The sequence below is a fragment of the Nocardia sp. NPDC046763 genome, assembly GCF_040645495.1.
Taxonomy (GTDB): Bacteria; Actinomycetota; Actinomycetes; order Mycobacteriales; family Mycobacteriaceae; genus Nocardia.
Genome location: NZ_JBEYYI010000002.1, coordinates 134,566 through 149,189 on the forward strand (window position 1 = coordinate 134,566; position 14,624 = coordinate 149,189).

Annotated in this window: 13 protein-coding genes; 8 read left to right on the forward strand and 5 right to left on the reverse strand. The window is 69.8% G+C overall.

The features are described from left to right. Positions 1 to 44 precede the first annotated feature (44 nt). The 3 genes from ABZ909_RS03485 (at position 45) to ABZ909_RS03495 (ending at position 4,668) form a co-directional block, all read left to right on the forward strand. Entirely contained in the window at positions 45 to 1,937 is a 1,893-nt protein-coding gene (locus tag ABZ909_RS03485) for a CocE/NonD family hydrolase (protein WP_356996022.1), read from the forward strand. A gap of 135 nt (positions 1,938 to 2,072) precedes the next feature. Then, positions 2,073 to 4,016 carry a DUF6301 family protein gene (locus ABZ909_RS03490; RefSeq protein ID WP_356996023.1) on the forward strand — a complete coding sequence of 648 codons (1,944 nt, stop codon included), beginning with the start codon at positions 2,073 to 2,075 and terminating at the stop codon, positions 4,014 to 4,016. 13 nt (positions 4,017 to 4,029) lie between these two features. After that, entirely contained in the window at positions 4,030 to 4,668 is a 639-nt protein-coding gene (locus ABZ909_RS03495) for a class I SAM-dependent methyltransferase (RefSeq protein WP_356996024.1), read from the forward strand. Positions 4,669 to 4,680: 12 nt separating this feature from the next. Here the strand turns inward: ABZ909_RS03495 and ABZ909_RS03500 are convergent, their stop codons facing one another. Continuing rightward, a complete protein-coding gene (locus tag ABZ909_RS03500) occupies positions 4,681 to 5,103 on the reverse strand; it encodes a helix-turn-helix domain-containing protein (RefSeq protein ID WP_356996025.1) in 423 nt (140 codons plus the stop codon). A 66-nt stretch (positions 5,104 to 5,169) separates the two neighbouring features. On the opposite strand from ABZ909_RS03500, the gene ABZ909_RS03505 reads away from it, so the two are divergent. From ABZ909_RS03505 to ABZ909_RS03515, 3 genes are all read left to right on the forward strand, one after another. Beyond that, complete coding sequence (locus ABZ909_RS03505; RefSeq protein WP_356996026.1) at positions 5,170 to 6,072, forward strand: NADP-dependent oxidoreductase; 903 nt, start codon at positions 5,170 to 5,172, stop codon at positions 6,070 to 6,072. A gap of 90 nt (positions 6,073 to 6,162) precedes the next feature. Next, the gene (locus tag ABZ909_RS03510; protein ID WP_356996027.1) at positions 6,163 to 7,698 is read left to right on the forward strand and encodes an FAD-binding protein; all 1,536 of its coding nucleotides are present in this window, start codon (positions 6,163 to 6,165) and stop codon (positions 7,696 to 7,698) included. A 202-nt stretch (positions 7,699 to 7,900) separates the two neighbouring features. Next, a complete protein-coding gene (locus ABZ909_RS03515) occupies positions 7,901 to 9,454 on the forward strand; it encodes an NAD(P)/FAD-dependent oxidoreductase (protein ID WP_356996028.1) in 1,554 nt (517 codons plus the stop codon). A gap of 58 nt (positions 9,455 to 9,512) precedes the next feature. Here the strand turns inward: ABZ909_RS03515 and ABZ909_RS03520 are convergent, their stop codons facing one another. Beyond that, positions 9,513 to 9,929, reverse strand: a complete 417-nt coding sequence (locus tag ABZ909_RS03520) for a helix-turn-helix domain-containing protein (protein WP_356996029.1) — start codon at positions 9,927 to 9,929, stop codon at positions 9,513 to 9,515. An 87-nt stretch (positions 9,930 to 10,016) separates the two neighbouring features. Here ABZ909_RS03520 and ABZ909_RS03525 point away from each other — a divergent pair, with 87 nt between their 5' ends. Beyond that, a complete protein-coding gene (locus tag ABZ909_RS03525) occupies positions 10,017 to 10,925 on the forward strand; it encodes an NmrA family NAD(P)-binding protein (protein ID WP_356996030.1) in 909 nt (302 codons plus the stop codon). Here ABZ909_RS03525 and ABZ909_RS03530 read toward each other — a convergent pair. Beyond that, a complete protein-coding gene (locus tag ABZ909_RS03530) occupies positions 10,900 to 11,544 on the reverse strand; it encodes a class I SAM-dependent methyltransferase (RefSeq protein WP_356996031.1) in 645 nt (214 codons plus the stop codon). The two genes, ABZ909_RS03525 and ABZ909_RS03530, sit on opposite strands and share 26 nt — an antisense overlap. 25 nt (positions 11,545 to 11,569) lie before the next feature. Beyond that, complete coding sequence (locus tag ABZ909_RS03535; protein ID WP_356996032.1) at positions 11,570 to 12,487, reverse strand: LysR family transcriptional regulator; 918 nt, start codon at positions 12,485 to 12,487, stop codon at positions 11,570 to 11,572. 291 nt (positions 12,488 to 12,778) lie between these two features. On the opposite strand from ABZ909_RS03535, the gene ABZ909_RS03540 reads away from it, so the two are divergent. Further along, entirely contained in the window at positions 12,779 to 14,050 is a 1,272-nt protein-coding gene (locus tag ABZ909_RS03540; RefSeq protein ID WP_356996033.1) for a threonine/serine exporter family protein, read from the forward strand. On the opposite strand, the gene ABZ909_RS03545 is transcribed toward ABZ909_RS03540, so the two are convergent. Then, entirely contained in the window at positions 13,996 to 14,622 is a 627-nt protein-coding gene (locus ABZ909_RS03545; protein WP_356996034.1) for a GDSL-type esterase/lipase family protein, read from the reverse strand. The two genes, ABZ909_RS03540 and ABZ909_RS03545, sit on opposite strands and share 55 nt — an antisense overlap. Positions 14,623 to 14,624 lie beyond the last annotated feature (2 nt).

Sequence of the window (14,624 nt, forward strand, 5' to 3'; positions counted from 1 at the left end):
GATCCATGAGCCGTAGTGGGAGAGGGCGCGGTCCGATCGCTCGAATGGGGGCGGCGGTCGGGGCGGTCGCACTGGTGGCTGCAGGCTGCGGGAGCGGTGGGGGCGGGTCGGCGCCGCAGGGTGCGGCGAGCTGGCCGCCGTCGGACGGACGCGGGTCCTGCGCGGTCGACAAGCAGGAGAATGTTCCCGCGACCATGCGCGACGGCGTGGTGCTGAAAGCCGATGTGTATCGGCCCAAATCGGAGGATCCGGTGCCGGTGATTCTGATGCGGACGCAGTACGGGAAGACCGGCGCGCAGATTCAGCCGTTCCGCTATCAAACCCCGGACTGGTTCGCGTCACACTGCTATCTGGTTGTGGTGCAAGATATTCGGGGTCAAGGCGCGTCGGGCGGCACATTCACCGAGTTCGCGAATGACACCAATGACGGCTACGACTCGGTGGAGTGGACCGCCACCTTGCCGGGTTCGAATGGCAAGGTCGGGATGTACGGTTCGTCGTATGTCGGTGCGACGCAATGGCTTGCGGCCGTCGGCGCGCCGCCGCATCTGACGACCATCGTGCCCGCCAATACCGCCTCGGATTATTACGACGACTGGACCTATGAGGGCGGTGCGTTCCGCCTGGCGTTCGTGGAACCGTGGGCCATGGAGACCATCGGTGCGAGCGCGGCCCTCAATCGTGGTGACACCGCCACCGCCAAGCAGTTGGGGGCCGATGGCGCGGACTACACGCGCTGGCTGGGTTTCCGCCCGTATCAGCAGTTTCCGCCGCTGCACCCGGGTGATCCGGCGGTCGCGCCGTGGTTCTACGACTGGATCTCGCACTCCACCCGCGACGATTACTGGAAGCAGTGGAGCATTCGCGATCGGTACGCGAATGTGAAGGTCCCGGTGCTGGATGTAGAGGGTTGGTACGACGCGTTTCTCGCGGGCGGGGTGCAGAATTTCTCCGGCATGGTCGCCGGCGGCGGCACGCCGGAGGCCCGTGCGGGGCAGCGGCTGGTGCTGGGCCCGTGGGATCACGTCGGCTGGGGGCGTCCGGGCAGCAAGGTGGAGACCCCGATGCTGGCGGCGAGCGGTGCGGCGGGCGACAGTCCGATCAACGACCTCATGCTGGCCTGGTACGACCATTTCCTGAAGGGCAAGGACAACAAGGTGTCCGGGAAGCCGGTCGTCGACTACTTCCTGATGGGTGCGAACAAGTGGAAGTCGGCCGCGGCCTGGCCGCTGCCGGATACCCGGTGGACCACCTACTACCTGTCCGGCAATGGCAGCAATGGGATTCAGGGCCGGGCCGGGCTGCTCACCACCGATGCCCCGAAGGACGCGCAGCAGCCGGATCGCTACGACTACGACCCGCTCGATCCGGCGCCCAGCGCGGGCGGGCACTCCTGCTGTGGTGCGTCGACGGGACCGCAGGGCCCGGTGGATCAGTTCGTGGTGGAGCAGCGTTCGGATGTGCTGACCTATACGACCGCGCCGATGCCCTCCGACACCGAACTCACCGGTCCGATTCGCATGACGCTGTGGGCGTCCTCGACCGCGACCGACACCGATTTCACCGCGAAGGTGGTGGCGGTGGCGCCGGACGGCTCGACGGTGAATCTCAACAACGGCATCGTGCGCACCGCGTTCCGCGATTCGCTCGATCATCCGTCGCCGATCGTGCCGGGTCAGCCGTATCAGTTCACGATCGATGTCTGGCCGACCAGCTATCTGGTCAAGGCCGGATCGGCGATCCGGGTCGAGGTGTCGAGCAGCGATTTCCCGCAGTTCGCACCGAATCCGAATACCGGTGACCCGTTCGGGCAGAACACGAACACGCAGGTCGCGACCCAGACCGTGTATCACGACAAGGATCACCCGTCGGCGCTGGTGTTGCCGATCATTCCGGCGGGCGACGCGGGAAGTTCACATTTCCCGATGGCGCACTGACATATTCGCCCCCGACGATGACCGTGGCCGGGCTTCCCGTGGATTGTCCGCCCCGTGCGGGAAGCACCGGCCGCCTACAGACTAATCGCCATTGCGAAGGCGCCCGGCACGGCCGGCCGGGGTTAGTGTCGCTGGGTGGGTTTCGAGGTGCGTGTCGATACCGCGGGTGCGGTCGAGATCGTGAGAGCGGCAGCGGGGTTCGGATGGCGTTGGGGTTCCGGCAATGTCTCCGAATTCGCCCGACTGGTCGGATGGAGTAGTCCGCAGCCGGTGGGAACACTGCGCACCGGCCCGGTCTTCTCCCGCACCGGGCTGTCGGTGTGGTGGGACTCGGCCATGTTCTGGGGCAGCGACCGCGGCCTCGACCATGTCCGCGTGACCATCTCCGACTGCCCGCCCCCCGCGGAGTTCGGCAGCCGGGAACTCCTGGACGCGGCGCTGTCCCGCACGGCGGCCGTGTTCACCGAGCACTGGGGCGATCCGGAGAGCCCGGCCGCGGGCCCGGCCGAGGGTCCGGCCTGGCGTTTCCCGACCGTGTTCGCGGGCCTCACCATCGGTGTGGACACCGTCGACCTGCTGCTGGTGAACCCGACCGCGCAGCGGTACTGGATGGAACGCCGGCATGAGACCGCCCGCCGCCGCGCCGCCGTGGGCGCCTGGACCCGCTTCGCCGAGCACCTGGCGGGCTTCCTGGAGACGCTACCGGTGGACGCGCGACTGCTGGTCACCGCGCCCGGTGGCCGCTTCGTGCAGTTCGACGCCGGGCCGGAGCAGCTGACCGGCGAGCTGGCCCGCGCCGAATTCATCGACCCCACCTGGTATTTCGGCCCGGAGACGGAGCAGCGGCTGATCGACCTGGGCTGGACGCCGCCGCGCGAGGCCAACTGGACGCGCACCCTGTCCCGGCGCGCGGGCTCCGTGGCCATGAGCGGGCTGGCGCTGCGCACGGCCGACACGCTGCGCGCGGTCGGTGTCACCGCGCCCACCGAGCTGGTGGCCGATGCCTGGGTGGAGGGCGGCGCGGATCTGGACGTGACGCCGCTGGGCGTCCCGCCGCATCCCACCTCGCGCAGCCAGCGCGCCGAATTCCTGCGCCGCCACGCGGTCTCCGATTTCGATGCCGGGCCGCTGCGGGTGGACGTGCCCGCCGGTGTCGAGATCGCGCGCGCCGCGCGGGCCTTCGACTGGACCTGGACGCGCGCCGATCTGGACGGCTTCGCGGCCGCAGCGGGCTGGAAACCGGTGCACGACAACGACACCGGCGAGCGCACGGTGTGGACGGACACCGAGCTGGGCGTGGACGATCCGCGCGCCCGGTTCTGCTTCGACGGCGACCGGTTGGAGGCGGTGTGCGTCACCCTCAGCGACAGCATCGAATCGTTCCTCTACGACGAGGGCCTGCCCGGTGAGGTGCGCGAACAGCGCACCGCCGCCCAGGCCCGCGCGCTGGACGGCTTCCGCGCCGAGTTCGGCGTGCCGCGCCATGCGGTGCTGGGGCAGGCGCACGGACCGGCCTGGCCCGATGACCGGCTCACGGTGGGCCTGGTCACCGAGCCGGACACGGTGGAGCTGTACCTGGTGCGGCCGGGCGAACGCGACCGCCGCCTCATCATCGAGCAGCAGCGCGCCGCCTTCCGCGCCCACGATCGCGAATGGGCGCAGTGCTACGAGGAATTGGCCGCCCTCATCGCCGATCTCACCGAGTCCGGCCAGCTCACCGTGGACGCGGGGGAACCGCATCGCGCCCGGATCAATCTCGACCACGACCAGGACCGCGAGCTGTTGCGGCTGGAACTGGCCAGCGCGACCGCCCGCGAATTGTCCCCGCGCGTCCTGAGATTCATGCTGCGCGACGGCTGGCAGCATCCCGATCACCGATATCCGCTGTGGCACATCGATCTTCCGCTGCCCGCCCTGCCGCGTGACCTGCGCCGGCTGGCCCGGCTGGCGGTGCTGCCGTTGCGTACCCTGATGCCGCCGCAGGCCCGGTTGCGGGTGCTGCTCAACGGCGAATTTCAGGCGGTGCGCGCTCCGTCGACGGGCGCGATCGGCGCGCAGGCGGCCGCGCCGGACGCCTAGCTAGAGTCGAGGCATGATCGACAGCGAGGACATGCGCGTGACCCGGACCGCCTACGACGAGGTGGCGGAGCGGTACGCCAAGCTCTTCCACCGGCACCCGCACACCAATCCGTTCGACCGGGTGATGCTGGACGCCTTCGCGGAAGCGGTGCAGGAGAACGGAAACGGCCCGGTGGCCGATATCGGCTGCGGGCCGGGGCGGGTCACCTCGTATCTGGCGGCGGCCGGGCTGGAGATGTCGGGGGTCGATCTGTCGCCGGAGATGATCCGGCTGGCCCGGGAGGAATACCCGGACATTCCTTTCGAGGTCGGCGCCATGGAGCGACTCCGCTACGACGACGCGTCCCTGGCGGGGCTGGTGGCCTGGTACTCGATCATTCACATTCCGCCGCAACGTGTTCCGGCGGTGCTGACCGAGTTCGCGCGGGTGGTACGGCCCGGCGGGCACGCCGCGTTCGGCTTCCAGGCCGCCGACGAGCCGACGGGCGTGCGGGATTACGCGCACAAGGTCGCCCCCGCCTACCGGTGGGCGCCGGGCACCTTCGCGGAAGCCCTGGCCGCCCATGGTTTCCGGGCCACCGCCACGCTGTCGCGGGAGGCCCGCCCGGACGAGTACACCCCGCACGCGGCCATGCTGGCGGTCAGGGTCTGAGCGCGCCGGCGGTCAGGGCCGGATCGGTTCCGGTTCCCGTGCCGCCCGCTCGTCGAATTCGGTTCGGGCGGCGGTGATTTCCTCGGCGTGCTGCAGCGCCCACTGTCCCATGGCGTGGGTGATCCGGCCCAGATCGGCGCCCATGTCGGTGAGCGTGTACTCCACCCGCGGCGGCATGGTCGGATACACCGCGCGCCGGACCAGCCCGTCGCGTTCCAGGTCCCGCAGGGTGCGGGTGAGCACCTTCTGGGTGATGCCGTCGAGGCGGCGGCGCAGTTCGTTGAATCGGATCGGCCCGCCCTCGTTGCGCAGCGTGCCCAGCACCAGCAGCACCCACTTGTCGGCCAGCACCGCGAGGATGTCGCGGGCGGGGCAGCGCCGCAGGTAACTGTCGACCAGATTTCCGGATGGCTCCCAGTCGGAGACGGTATCCATGAGGTACCTCGGGATCAAAAGAGTGCCTTCTTTCCACGAGATGCTATCCGGCGCAGGATCGAGAACATGAAAGCGATCAGTCAGCGCACCCTCGGCGGACCGGACGTTCTGGAGACGGTGGAGGTCGATGTTCCGCGACCCGGCACCGGCGAGGTGCTGGTGCGGGTGGCCGCCACCTCGATCAATGCCGCCGATTGGAAACTGCGCTCGGGCGCGGTCACCAAGCTGGGCCCGCCGCCGTTCACGCTGGGCTTCGACCTGTCGGGTGTGGTCGCCGAGGTCGGCGCGGAGGTCACCGAATTCCGGCCCGGTGACGAGGTTTTCGGGAATGTGCTCGGCCGTTCCGGCGCATACGCCGAATACGCGGTGACCCCGGCGCGGTTCCTCGCCCACCGGCCCGCCGGGCTCGACCGCATCCATGCCGCCGCGCTGCCGACGGCAGCGCTCACCGCGTGGCAGGCGCTCACCGATGTCCAACCGGGACAACGGGTTCTGGTGCACGCGGCGGCCGGCGGCGTGGGTCATCTCGCGGTGCAGATCGCCAAGGCACGCGGTGCCTACGTGATCGGCACAGCCCGCGCGGCCAATCACGACTTCCTGCGCGGCCTCGGCGTCGACGAGCTGATCGATTACACGGCAACCGATTTCACCACCGCCGTCAGCGACGTGGATATCGTGTTCGACCTGGTCGGCGGCGACTATGCGGCCCGCTCGCTGCGAGTGCTCACCCCGCACGGCCGGATGATCGACGCCCAGGGCGAGGAGCAGCTCGACGATCCCCGCTATCGCCGCCTCTGGTTCGCCCCGTCCGGCGCGGACCTGCGCACGGTCGCGGACCTGGTCACGGACGGGCGGCTGCGCGGCGAGATCGATCGGGTGATGTCCCTGGCCGATGCCGCCGAGGCGCACAAGCTCAGCGAATCCGGCCGGTTGCGCGGCAAGATCGTCCTGACCGCCTGGAACGACTGATCCGGCTTTCCGGCCATCGGGATACTTGATGCACGCGCCGATCCCCGGCGCATACCGTCGCGAAGAGACCACGTCGATCAGGGAGTAACGGTGACGGACTGGAACGAAGAAGTCGATGTCCTGGTGGCAGGGTCGGGCGGCGGCCTGGCCGGGGCCTATACGGCGGCCCGTGAGGGGCTGACGGTGGCGGTGGTGGAGGCCACCGACAAGTTCGGCGGCACCACCTCGTTCTCGGGCGGCGGCGGGGTCTGGTTCCCGTGCAATCCGGTGCTGCAGCGCGCGGGCGTCGACGACACCATCGAGGACGCGCTCACCTACTTCCGGTCCGTGGTCGGGGACCGTACCCCGGCCGAGCTGCAGGAAACCTATGTCCGCAATGGCGCCAAGGTCATCGAATACCTGGAGCAGGACGAGGCTTTCGAGTTCCAGATGTTTCCGTGGCCGGACTACTTCGGCAAGGCGCCGAAGGCGCGGCTGGACGGCAAGCGGCACATCATTCCCGCGCCGCTGCGGGCCGCGAAGCTGGGCGAGCTGAGCGACTCGGTGCGCGGGCCGCTGGGCACCGACCGCCACGGCGATCCACAGCCCGACTACCTGATCGGCGGGCGGGCCCTCGTCGGCCGGTTCCTGCTGGCGCTGTCCAAGTACCCCGACGCCAGGCTGTACCTGAACTCCACGCTGGTCGAGCTGGTCACCGAGGACGGCGCTGTGGTCGGGGCGATCGTCGAACGCGAGGGGCAGCGAGTGGCCATCCGGGCCCGCAAGGGCGTGCTGCTGGCCGCCGGTGGTTTCGAGGGCAACGACGAACTGCGGCAGCGGTACGGTGTGCCGGGCGTGGCCCGAGACACCATGGGGCCGTGGGGAAATCAGGGTAGGGCGCACGAGGCGGGCATCGCGGTGGGCGCGGACACCGACCTGATGGATCAGGCGTGGTGGTCGCCGGGCCTGGTGCACCCGGACGGGCGTGCGGCCTTCGCCCTGTGGTTCACCGGCGGCATCTTCGTCAACCAGGCCGGAGAACGCTTCGTCAACGAGTCGGCACCCTACGACCGGCTCGGCCGCGACATCATCGAGCACCTGAACGACGGCTCGGCGACACTTCCGTTCTGGATGATCTACGACGACACCGAAGGTGTCGTACCGCCCGTCAAGGCCAGCAATGTGCCGATGGTCGACGCGGAACGCTATGTCGAGGCGGGCCTGTGGAAGACCGCCGACACCCTCGAGGGCCTGGCCGCCGAAATCGGTGTTCCCGCCGAGGCGCTGGTGGCGACCGTGGCCCGGTTCAACGACTTCGCGGCCCAGGGCGTGGATCCGGACTTCGGCCGCGGCGACGAAGCCTACGACCGCGCCTTCTCCAATGGCGAGCCCCCGCTCACCCCGATCGTGAAGGGCCCGTTCCACGCGGCCGCCTTCGGCATCTCCGATCTGGGCACCAAGGGCGGGCTACGCACCGACACCGCCGCGCGCGTACTGAACACCGACGGTGAGCCGATCCCGGGACTGTACGCCGCGGGCAACACCATGGCGGCGGTCAGCGGCACCGTCTACCCCGGTGGCGGCAATCCGATCGGCGCGTCGGTGCTGTTCAGCCACCTGGCGGCACTCGACATGAGCGGCCGCTAGAGGAGGCTCCCGGCACCGAAGGTTCGCGGCGCAAGCGCGGGGAGGCGGAGCGCTCGTTCTGGACCGCGCTCCGCCTCCCCGCGCTTGGAGCGGGGGAGCGAAGCGGAGGAGCGGAGGGAGGGAAGAACGAGACTTCGGCGCCGCGAACCCGCCCGGAGCGAAGCGGAGGGCAAATTGAACACAGGTGTGATGCGATGGGCGCATGACGCGAGCGGGATACGACGTGATCGTGGTGGGCGGCGGCCACAACGGCCTGGTGGCCGCCGCCTACCTGGCCCGGGCCGGACGTTCGGTGCTGGTGCTGGAACGCCAGACCCACACCGGCGGCGCGGCCGTGTCCGAGCGGGTGTTCCCGGGCTTCGACGCGCGACTGTCGCGCTACTCGTATCTGGTGAGCCTGCTGCCCGAGCGCATCGTGCGGGACCTGGACCTGAGCTTCGAGACCCGCAAGCGGCGCATCGCGTCGTACACGCCGATCGGTGACACCGGGCTGCTGGTGGACAACGGTTCCGAGGCCGCCACCCGGGCCAGCTTCGCGCAGGTCACCGGATCGGAGCGGGATTACGAAGCCTGGCAGCGCTTCTACGCCATGATGGGACACCTCGCCGAGCGCGTCTTCCCGACCCTGACCCACCCGCTGCCCACCCGCGCCGAATTGCAGCGCACGGTGGACGATTCCACGGCCTGGGAGACGATCTTCGAACGGCCCCTTGGCGAATCGGTGGAGGCTGCCTTCACCGACGACACCGTGCGCGGCGTGGTCCTCACCGATGCGCTCATCGGCACCTTCACCCACGCCCACGATCCGGCGCTGCGGCAGAACCGCTGCTTCCTCTACCACGTGATCGGCGGCGGCACCGGCGACTGGAATGTGCCCGTCGGCGGCATGGGCGCGCTCACCGACGCACTCGCCGGCGCGGCCCGCGCCGCCGGGGCCGAGTTGCGCACCGGATGCGCCGTCACCAGCATCGATCCCTACGGCGACACCGCAGACGTGCACTTCCTGCACGGTGATCACGGGCATGTGGCGAGCGCGCGGCACGTGCTGGTGAGCGCCGCACCGTATGTGCTCGCGGGACTGCTGGGCGAGTCGGCCGAGAAACCCGAGGGCGCGCAACTGAAGATCAATATGCTGCTGCGGCGACTACCGAAACTCCGTGACCCGCAGGTGGATCCGCGCACCGCGTTCGCCGGCACCTTTCATATCGCCGAATCGGCCGGTCAGCTCGAGCGCGCCTATCGGGAGGCGGCGGCGGGCGTGCTGCCCTCGGCCCCGCCCTCGGAGATCTACTGCCACACCCTGACCGACCCGTCGATCCTCGCGCCGGAGCTGAACGAGCGCGGCTTCCACACCCTCACCCTGTTCGGACTGCACACGCCCGCACGGCTTTTCGCCGACGACCCGCGGGGCGTCAAGGAGCGGCTGGTGGATGCCACACTGGCGCAACTGGATTCGGTGCTGGCCGAACCCATCCGCGACTGTCTCGCCCTGGACGGCGAGGGCAATCCGTGTCTGGAGGCCCGCACCCCGGTCGAACTCGAACGCGAGATCAGCATGCCCGGCGGCCATATCTTCCACGCGGACCTGGCCTTTCCCTACCGCGCCGACGACGCCGACGACAGCCCCGCCGCCCGGTGGGGCGTCGCGACCGGACACCGCAATGTCCTGCTGTGCGGCGCGGGCGCGGTGCGCGGCGGCGGCGTCAGCGGCATCGGCGGCCACAATGCCGCCATGGCCGTCCTCGAAGAAGGCTGAGCGAAACCGCTTGCAGGGCTGAGCGCCGCATGCGGGGCTGAGCGACCGGCATCGGCGCTCAGTCCAGTTCGCCGTGCTCCGCGTCCCAGCGGGCGCGGGCCGCGGCCACCGCGTCCATGTGCGCGCGCGACCAGTCGGCCAGGTAGAAGGCGACCCCGGCCAGGCTCTCACCCGTCTCGGTGAGCCGGTACTCCACCTGCGGCGGAATGGTCGGGTACGCCGTGCGCTCCAGGAACCCGTCGCGCAGCAGCCTTTTCGTGGTGAGCGTCAGCATGCGTTGCGAGATACCGGGCACGGCGCGCTGCAGCTCGCCGAACCGGCGCACGCCCTTGCGCAGTTCGACCAGCACCTGCACGGTCCATTTGTCGCCGATCCGGTCCAGGGTGTCGCGGATGCCGCAGTGGTCATCGCCACACGGCCCGATGGGCGCAGAGGCTGCGGCCTGGTCGGTAACAGCGGTGTTCGTGACTGACAACGAAGTGCCTTCTTCCCAGGTCGCCGCCGTCGTCGGAAGCTCGGTCAGGTCGTGGTCCACGACCTTCTCAACGCAAGGAGTAGCGCAATGATTCTCGTGACCGGCGTTTCCGGCGCTCTGGGCGGACTGGTGCTGGCGGGCCTGCGGGCCCGGCCGGATCTGGAGGTGGTGGCGGGCACCAGTTCCGGTGACGGCAGAGCCGCGCAGCACACCGGCGACACCGCCCGGCACATCGATTTCGACGATCCCGCATCCCTGACCGCCGGCTTCGACGGCGTGGACACGCTGGTGTTCATCTCCGCCGGATTCGCCGAGGACGATGTGGTGACGACCCGCCACGGCGCGGTGGTGGCGGCCGCGACGAGCGCCGGGGTGCGGCACGTCATCTACACCAGCCTCTCGGCGTCGGCCGGGCACACCACCATCGCCGTCCCGCACCTGTGGACCGAGAAGCAGCTGGCCGCAGCGCCTTTCGAGGTGACGGTGCTGCGCAACGGGTTCTACAGCGCGGTGCCGGTGGGCCTGGCGGCCGGGGCGGCCGAATCCGCCGCCGCCACCGGCGTTTTCGCCGCACCGTTCGGCACCGGCCGCATCTCCGGAGTCGCGCGGGAGGATCTGGCCGAGGTCGCGGTGCGGGTGGCCGCCGAGGTCGAGCGCGACCTGCGCGCCGGAACGCCCACCGTGCACGCCGGTCGCACCTACGAGCTGGAGGGCGTGACCTCGGTCAGCGGCGCGGAGATCGCCGAGGTGCTGAGCGAATCCCTCGGCCGCCCGGTCGAATACCGGGACGTGCCGCTCACCGAGCTGCGCGACAGCCTGCTCGGCGGGGGACTCGAACCGTATCGGATCGGGCACACGGTGTCGCTGTTCTCCAACCTGAAGGCGGGCTTCCTGCACGCCACCCACAGCGATCTGCCCGCCCTGCTGTCCGGCGTGCCGCGCCCGATCCACGCCGAGATCGCGGACGCGGTCAGCGGGCCGGGAGCAGCTGGGTGACGAGCCACAGGCGGCGGGGCAGCTCGCCCTCCTCGAAGGAATGGCGGTCGCGCAGCTCCCATCCGGCGGCCAGGGTCTCGACGAGTTCCGCGGAGAAGAAGTGCACGGCGAAGCCGCCGTGCTCATAGATGTCGTCGCCGAGGGACTTGCCGCTGCCGAAGTGGGCGTCGTCGGTATTGCGGACGGTGTAGACGAAGGCGCCACCGGGTTTGAGGACGCGGCGGATCTCGGCGACCAGGTCGCGGATCTCCTGGGTGCTGAGGTCCATGCACAGCAGCATGTGTGCGTACACCGCGTCCACGCTGCGGTAGGGCAGCGGAATCGGCTGGCGGACATCGTGTTCCAGGGTGCGGACCCGCTCACCCGCGCCTTCGGCGTCCGCCCGCTCCCGCAGTTGCGCCAGCGCGACGGCACTGAAATCGGCAGCGGTCACCCGAAAACCCTGGCGCGCCAGGTGGAGTGCGTCCCTGCCGTAGCCCGCGCCCAGTTCCAGCACGTCGCGGGCCCCGCGCTCGCGGAACAGGCGCGCCGCGTACACGGCGGCCTCCGACGGCTCGTCGCCGTACATCTCCGGATGCGTGCGGTAGGTGCGCTGCCAGTGCTCGTGCTGGTCGCTCATGCCCCCAATCATGTCCGACCGGCGGCTAGGAGGTGCGACGGCCGTCCGCGCCGTGCTGGCCCATGATGTCGGAGCAGCAGCGGATGAAATACCGCATGACCGGATCGGACTCGGAGGCGTCCGGCCACACCACCGCCACGCGGGTGGGGCCGATGCCGTGCACGGGCCGGAACACCACACCCGGGTACTCGGTGCGGGCGGTGGAGGCGGGGGTGAAGCTCACGCCGAAGCCATTGGCGATGGCACGCAGCCATTCCTCGGTATTGCGGGCGATGGCCCCGATGATGGCGGTATCCGCCGGCCGCGAATCCAGGCCCATCCAATAGTCGCGCCACCAGCCGGTTTCCGCGGGCGAGGCGACATACGGCTCGTCCCACAGCTCCCGGAAGGCGATGTCGTCGCGCTGGGCCAGCGGATGGTCCTCGGGCAGCGCGATCCAGCGCGGTTCGGCGAAAAGCTCCCGCAGGTGATATTCGTCCTGGCCCGGAAAGGGCAGGCGCAGCAGGGCCACATCGACGTCGCCCTCGTCCAGCCCGGCGGTCGGGTCGGTCCAGCCGCCCTGGTGCAGATCGACCTGCCAGTCCGGATGCAGCCGGTGGAAGACCCGGATGATCTCCGGAATGTGGCCGTCGGCAGCGCTGTTCACGCAGCCCAGCCGCAGCACGCGGGAGGCGCGGCTGGCATCGCTCTTGGTGTCGCGCAGGATCCGGTCCCAGGACGCCAGCAGCGCCGGCACCTGCTCGGCGAGCACCTTGCCGGCCGCGGTGAGGGTCCAGCCCGCGCGGGAACGAATGAACAGCTCCACACCCAGCTGCTGTTCCAGCTGTTTGATCTGGGTCGCCAGCGCGGGCTGCGCGACATGTAGTCGCTGCGCCGCCCGCGGCAGGTTCTCCGCGTCCGCGACTGCCAGGAAGTAGCGCAGCAGTCGCGTATCGATATCCATGCCACCAGGTTAGGAAGAGGGCAACCGGTAGGCATACCCCATGGCTTGGAAGCCGGGATTCGGGCGGGATGCTATCGGCACTTCCACTCCAGAGCGGGGATGCATCGGAGTGACTTGGCTCGCGTCCGGCGGATCCGGGCCCGCCGCGCGCTAGATTTTGATTGCTACAGAGTTGCTCATCTATGGAGGCGAGACCTACGAGTCGGTCGGGGCACCATCCACAGCACCGGCGCGCGGCACGCGGCCGGAGGAACCCCCATCTCCGCCGACCTGCTGGATCTGCTGCGGCACATGGGCGTAGCCCTGATCCGCTCCGGCGAGACCACCGGCCGGGTACAGGACGTCCTCGACGAACTCGCGCAACGCTACGACGCCACCGAGGTGCACTTCTTCGTGCTGCCCACGGGAGTGTTCGTGCGCGTACAGGATTCGCGCGGATCGGCGATGGACCTGCTGGAGGCCGACTCCGACACCCTGCGCCTGGATCAGATCGCCGCGCTCTACGAACTCATCGATCGGATCACGAACGAACTGCCGCCGCCGGCCGAGGCCACCGCGGCGCTCGAGGACATCCTCGCCTCCCCGCAGCCGACACCGGTGTGGCGGTTGCTGACCGGCAATGTGGTGCTCACCGTGGGGCTGGGCTTGATGCTCAACCCCACCTCCACCGCCCTGCTCGGCTACATCGTGCTCGGACTGGCGGTGCAGCTGCTGATCATGGCGGCCGACCGGTTCCGGCTGCTGTCCACCAGCCTGCCGGTGCTCGCCGGTGCGGTGGTCACCCTGCTGTCGTTCGGTTTTCCCAACGCGCTCGGCGGCGGCAATCCCTCCCAGCTGCTGATCCCCTCGGTATCGAGCCTGCTGCCGGGCGCCATGCTCACCAACGGATCCATCGAGCTGGCCACCGGATCCATGGTCGCTGGCGCCAGCCGCACCATCTACGGCTTCAACAAGCTGGTGCTGCTGGCCTTCGGGGTACTGGTGGGGCTGCAACTGCTGGGCACGCTGCCCACGGTGTCACCGCACGCCGGACACGGATTGGGTTGGTGGACGCCGATACTCGGTGTGCTGCTGATCGGACTGGGTCACAGCTGGCGGGCCAGCGCACCGCCGAAATCCCTGGGCTGGCTGCTGATCGTGCTGTACGCGGCGTTCTGCGGGCAGCAGCTGGGCACCCGGCTCGGCGGCGGGCTGCTCGGCTCGTTCCTCGGCGGCATGGTGGCGGTGCCGGTGGCATACCTGGTGCAGCGTTTCAAGGATGCCCCGCCGACACAGGTCGTGTTCCTACCCGCCTTCTGGATGCTGGTGCCCGGCGGCATGAGCCTGAGCGGGATCTCCGCGCTGGTCACCGAGAACGACCCCAACGGGCTGCACATCATGGTCACCGCGGTGCTCACCGTGCTCGCCATCGCGCTGGGCGTGCTGGTCGGCTCGGGCCTGGTGACCTCGACCCGGGAGCCGCGACTCCAGGGCATGGTCGAGGACTGGCTGGGACCCGGAACCGAAACTCAGCGCACCAGGGGCAGTTCCGAGCCCGGATCGGCCAGCCAGAGCAGCCAGTGAGGCGCGAGCAGGGCGGCGAACTCGTCGTAGCCGGTCGCGCCCGGGTGGAAGCCGTCGCCGGCGGCCACATCGCGCATCCAGATCTGGTTCTCGCGCAACGGCTGATGCGCCCGCAGGTAGGGCACCTCGACCTCCTCGCACAGGTAGGCGAAGCGGGCGTCGAGCGCCCGCAGCCGGGCATTGTGCTCGTCGTCGACATTCGGCGGCGGCGCGACCACCATTGTCTGCCAGCCCTTTTCCCGCGCCCGGCGCAGGATGCCGGCCAGATTGCGCTCCGACTCACCGGGAGCGACCCGGGGCCGGCCGTCCTCGATCTGGGTGTCGTTGACGCCGGTGGAGATCACCACCCGGCAGTCCGCACCCGCGGGTAGCCGGGGCGTGCACTCGGCCTCCCAGCGAGCCCGCAGCTCGGTGCTGTTCTCCCGTCGGATGCCGAGGTTGTAGTAGGTCAGCGGCTGTCCGGCCGCCGTGGCCCGGGCCGCCAGCCGACCCGCCCAGCCCAGGCATTTCTGATCACCGACGCCCGCGACGAAGGACTCACCGATGAAACACACACGGAGATCGAGCACCACGG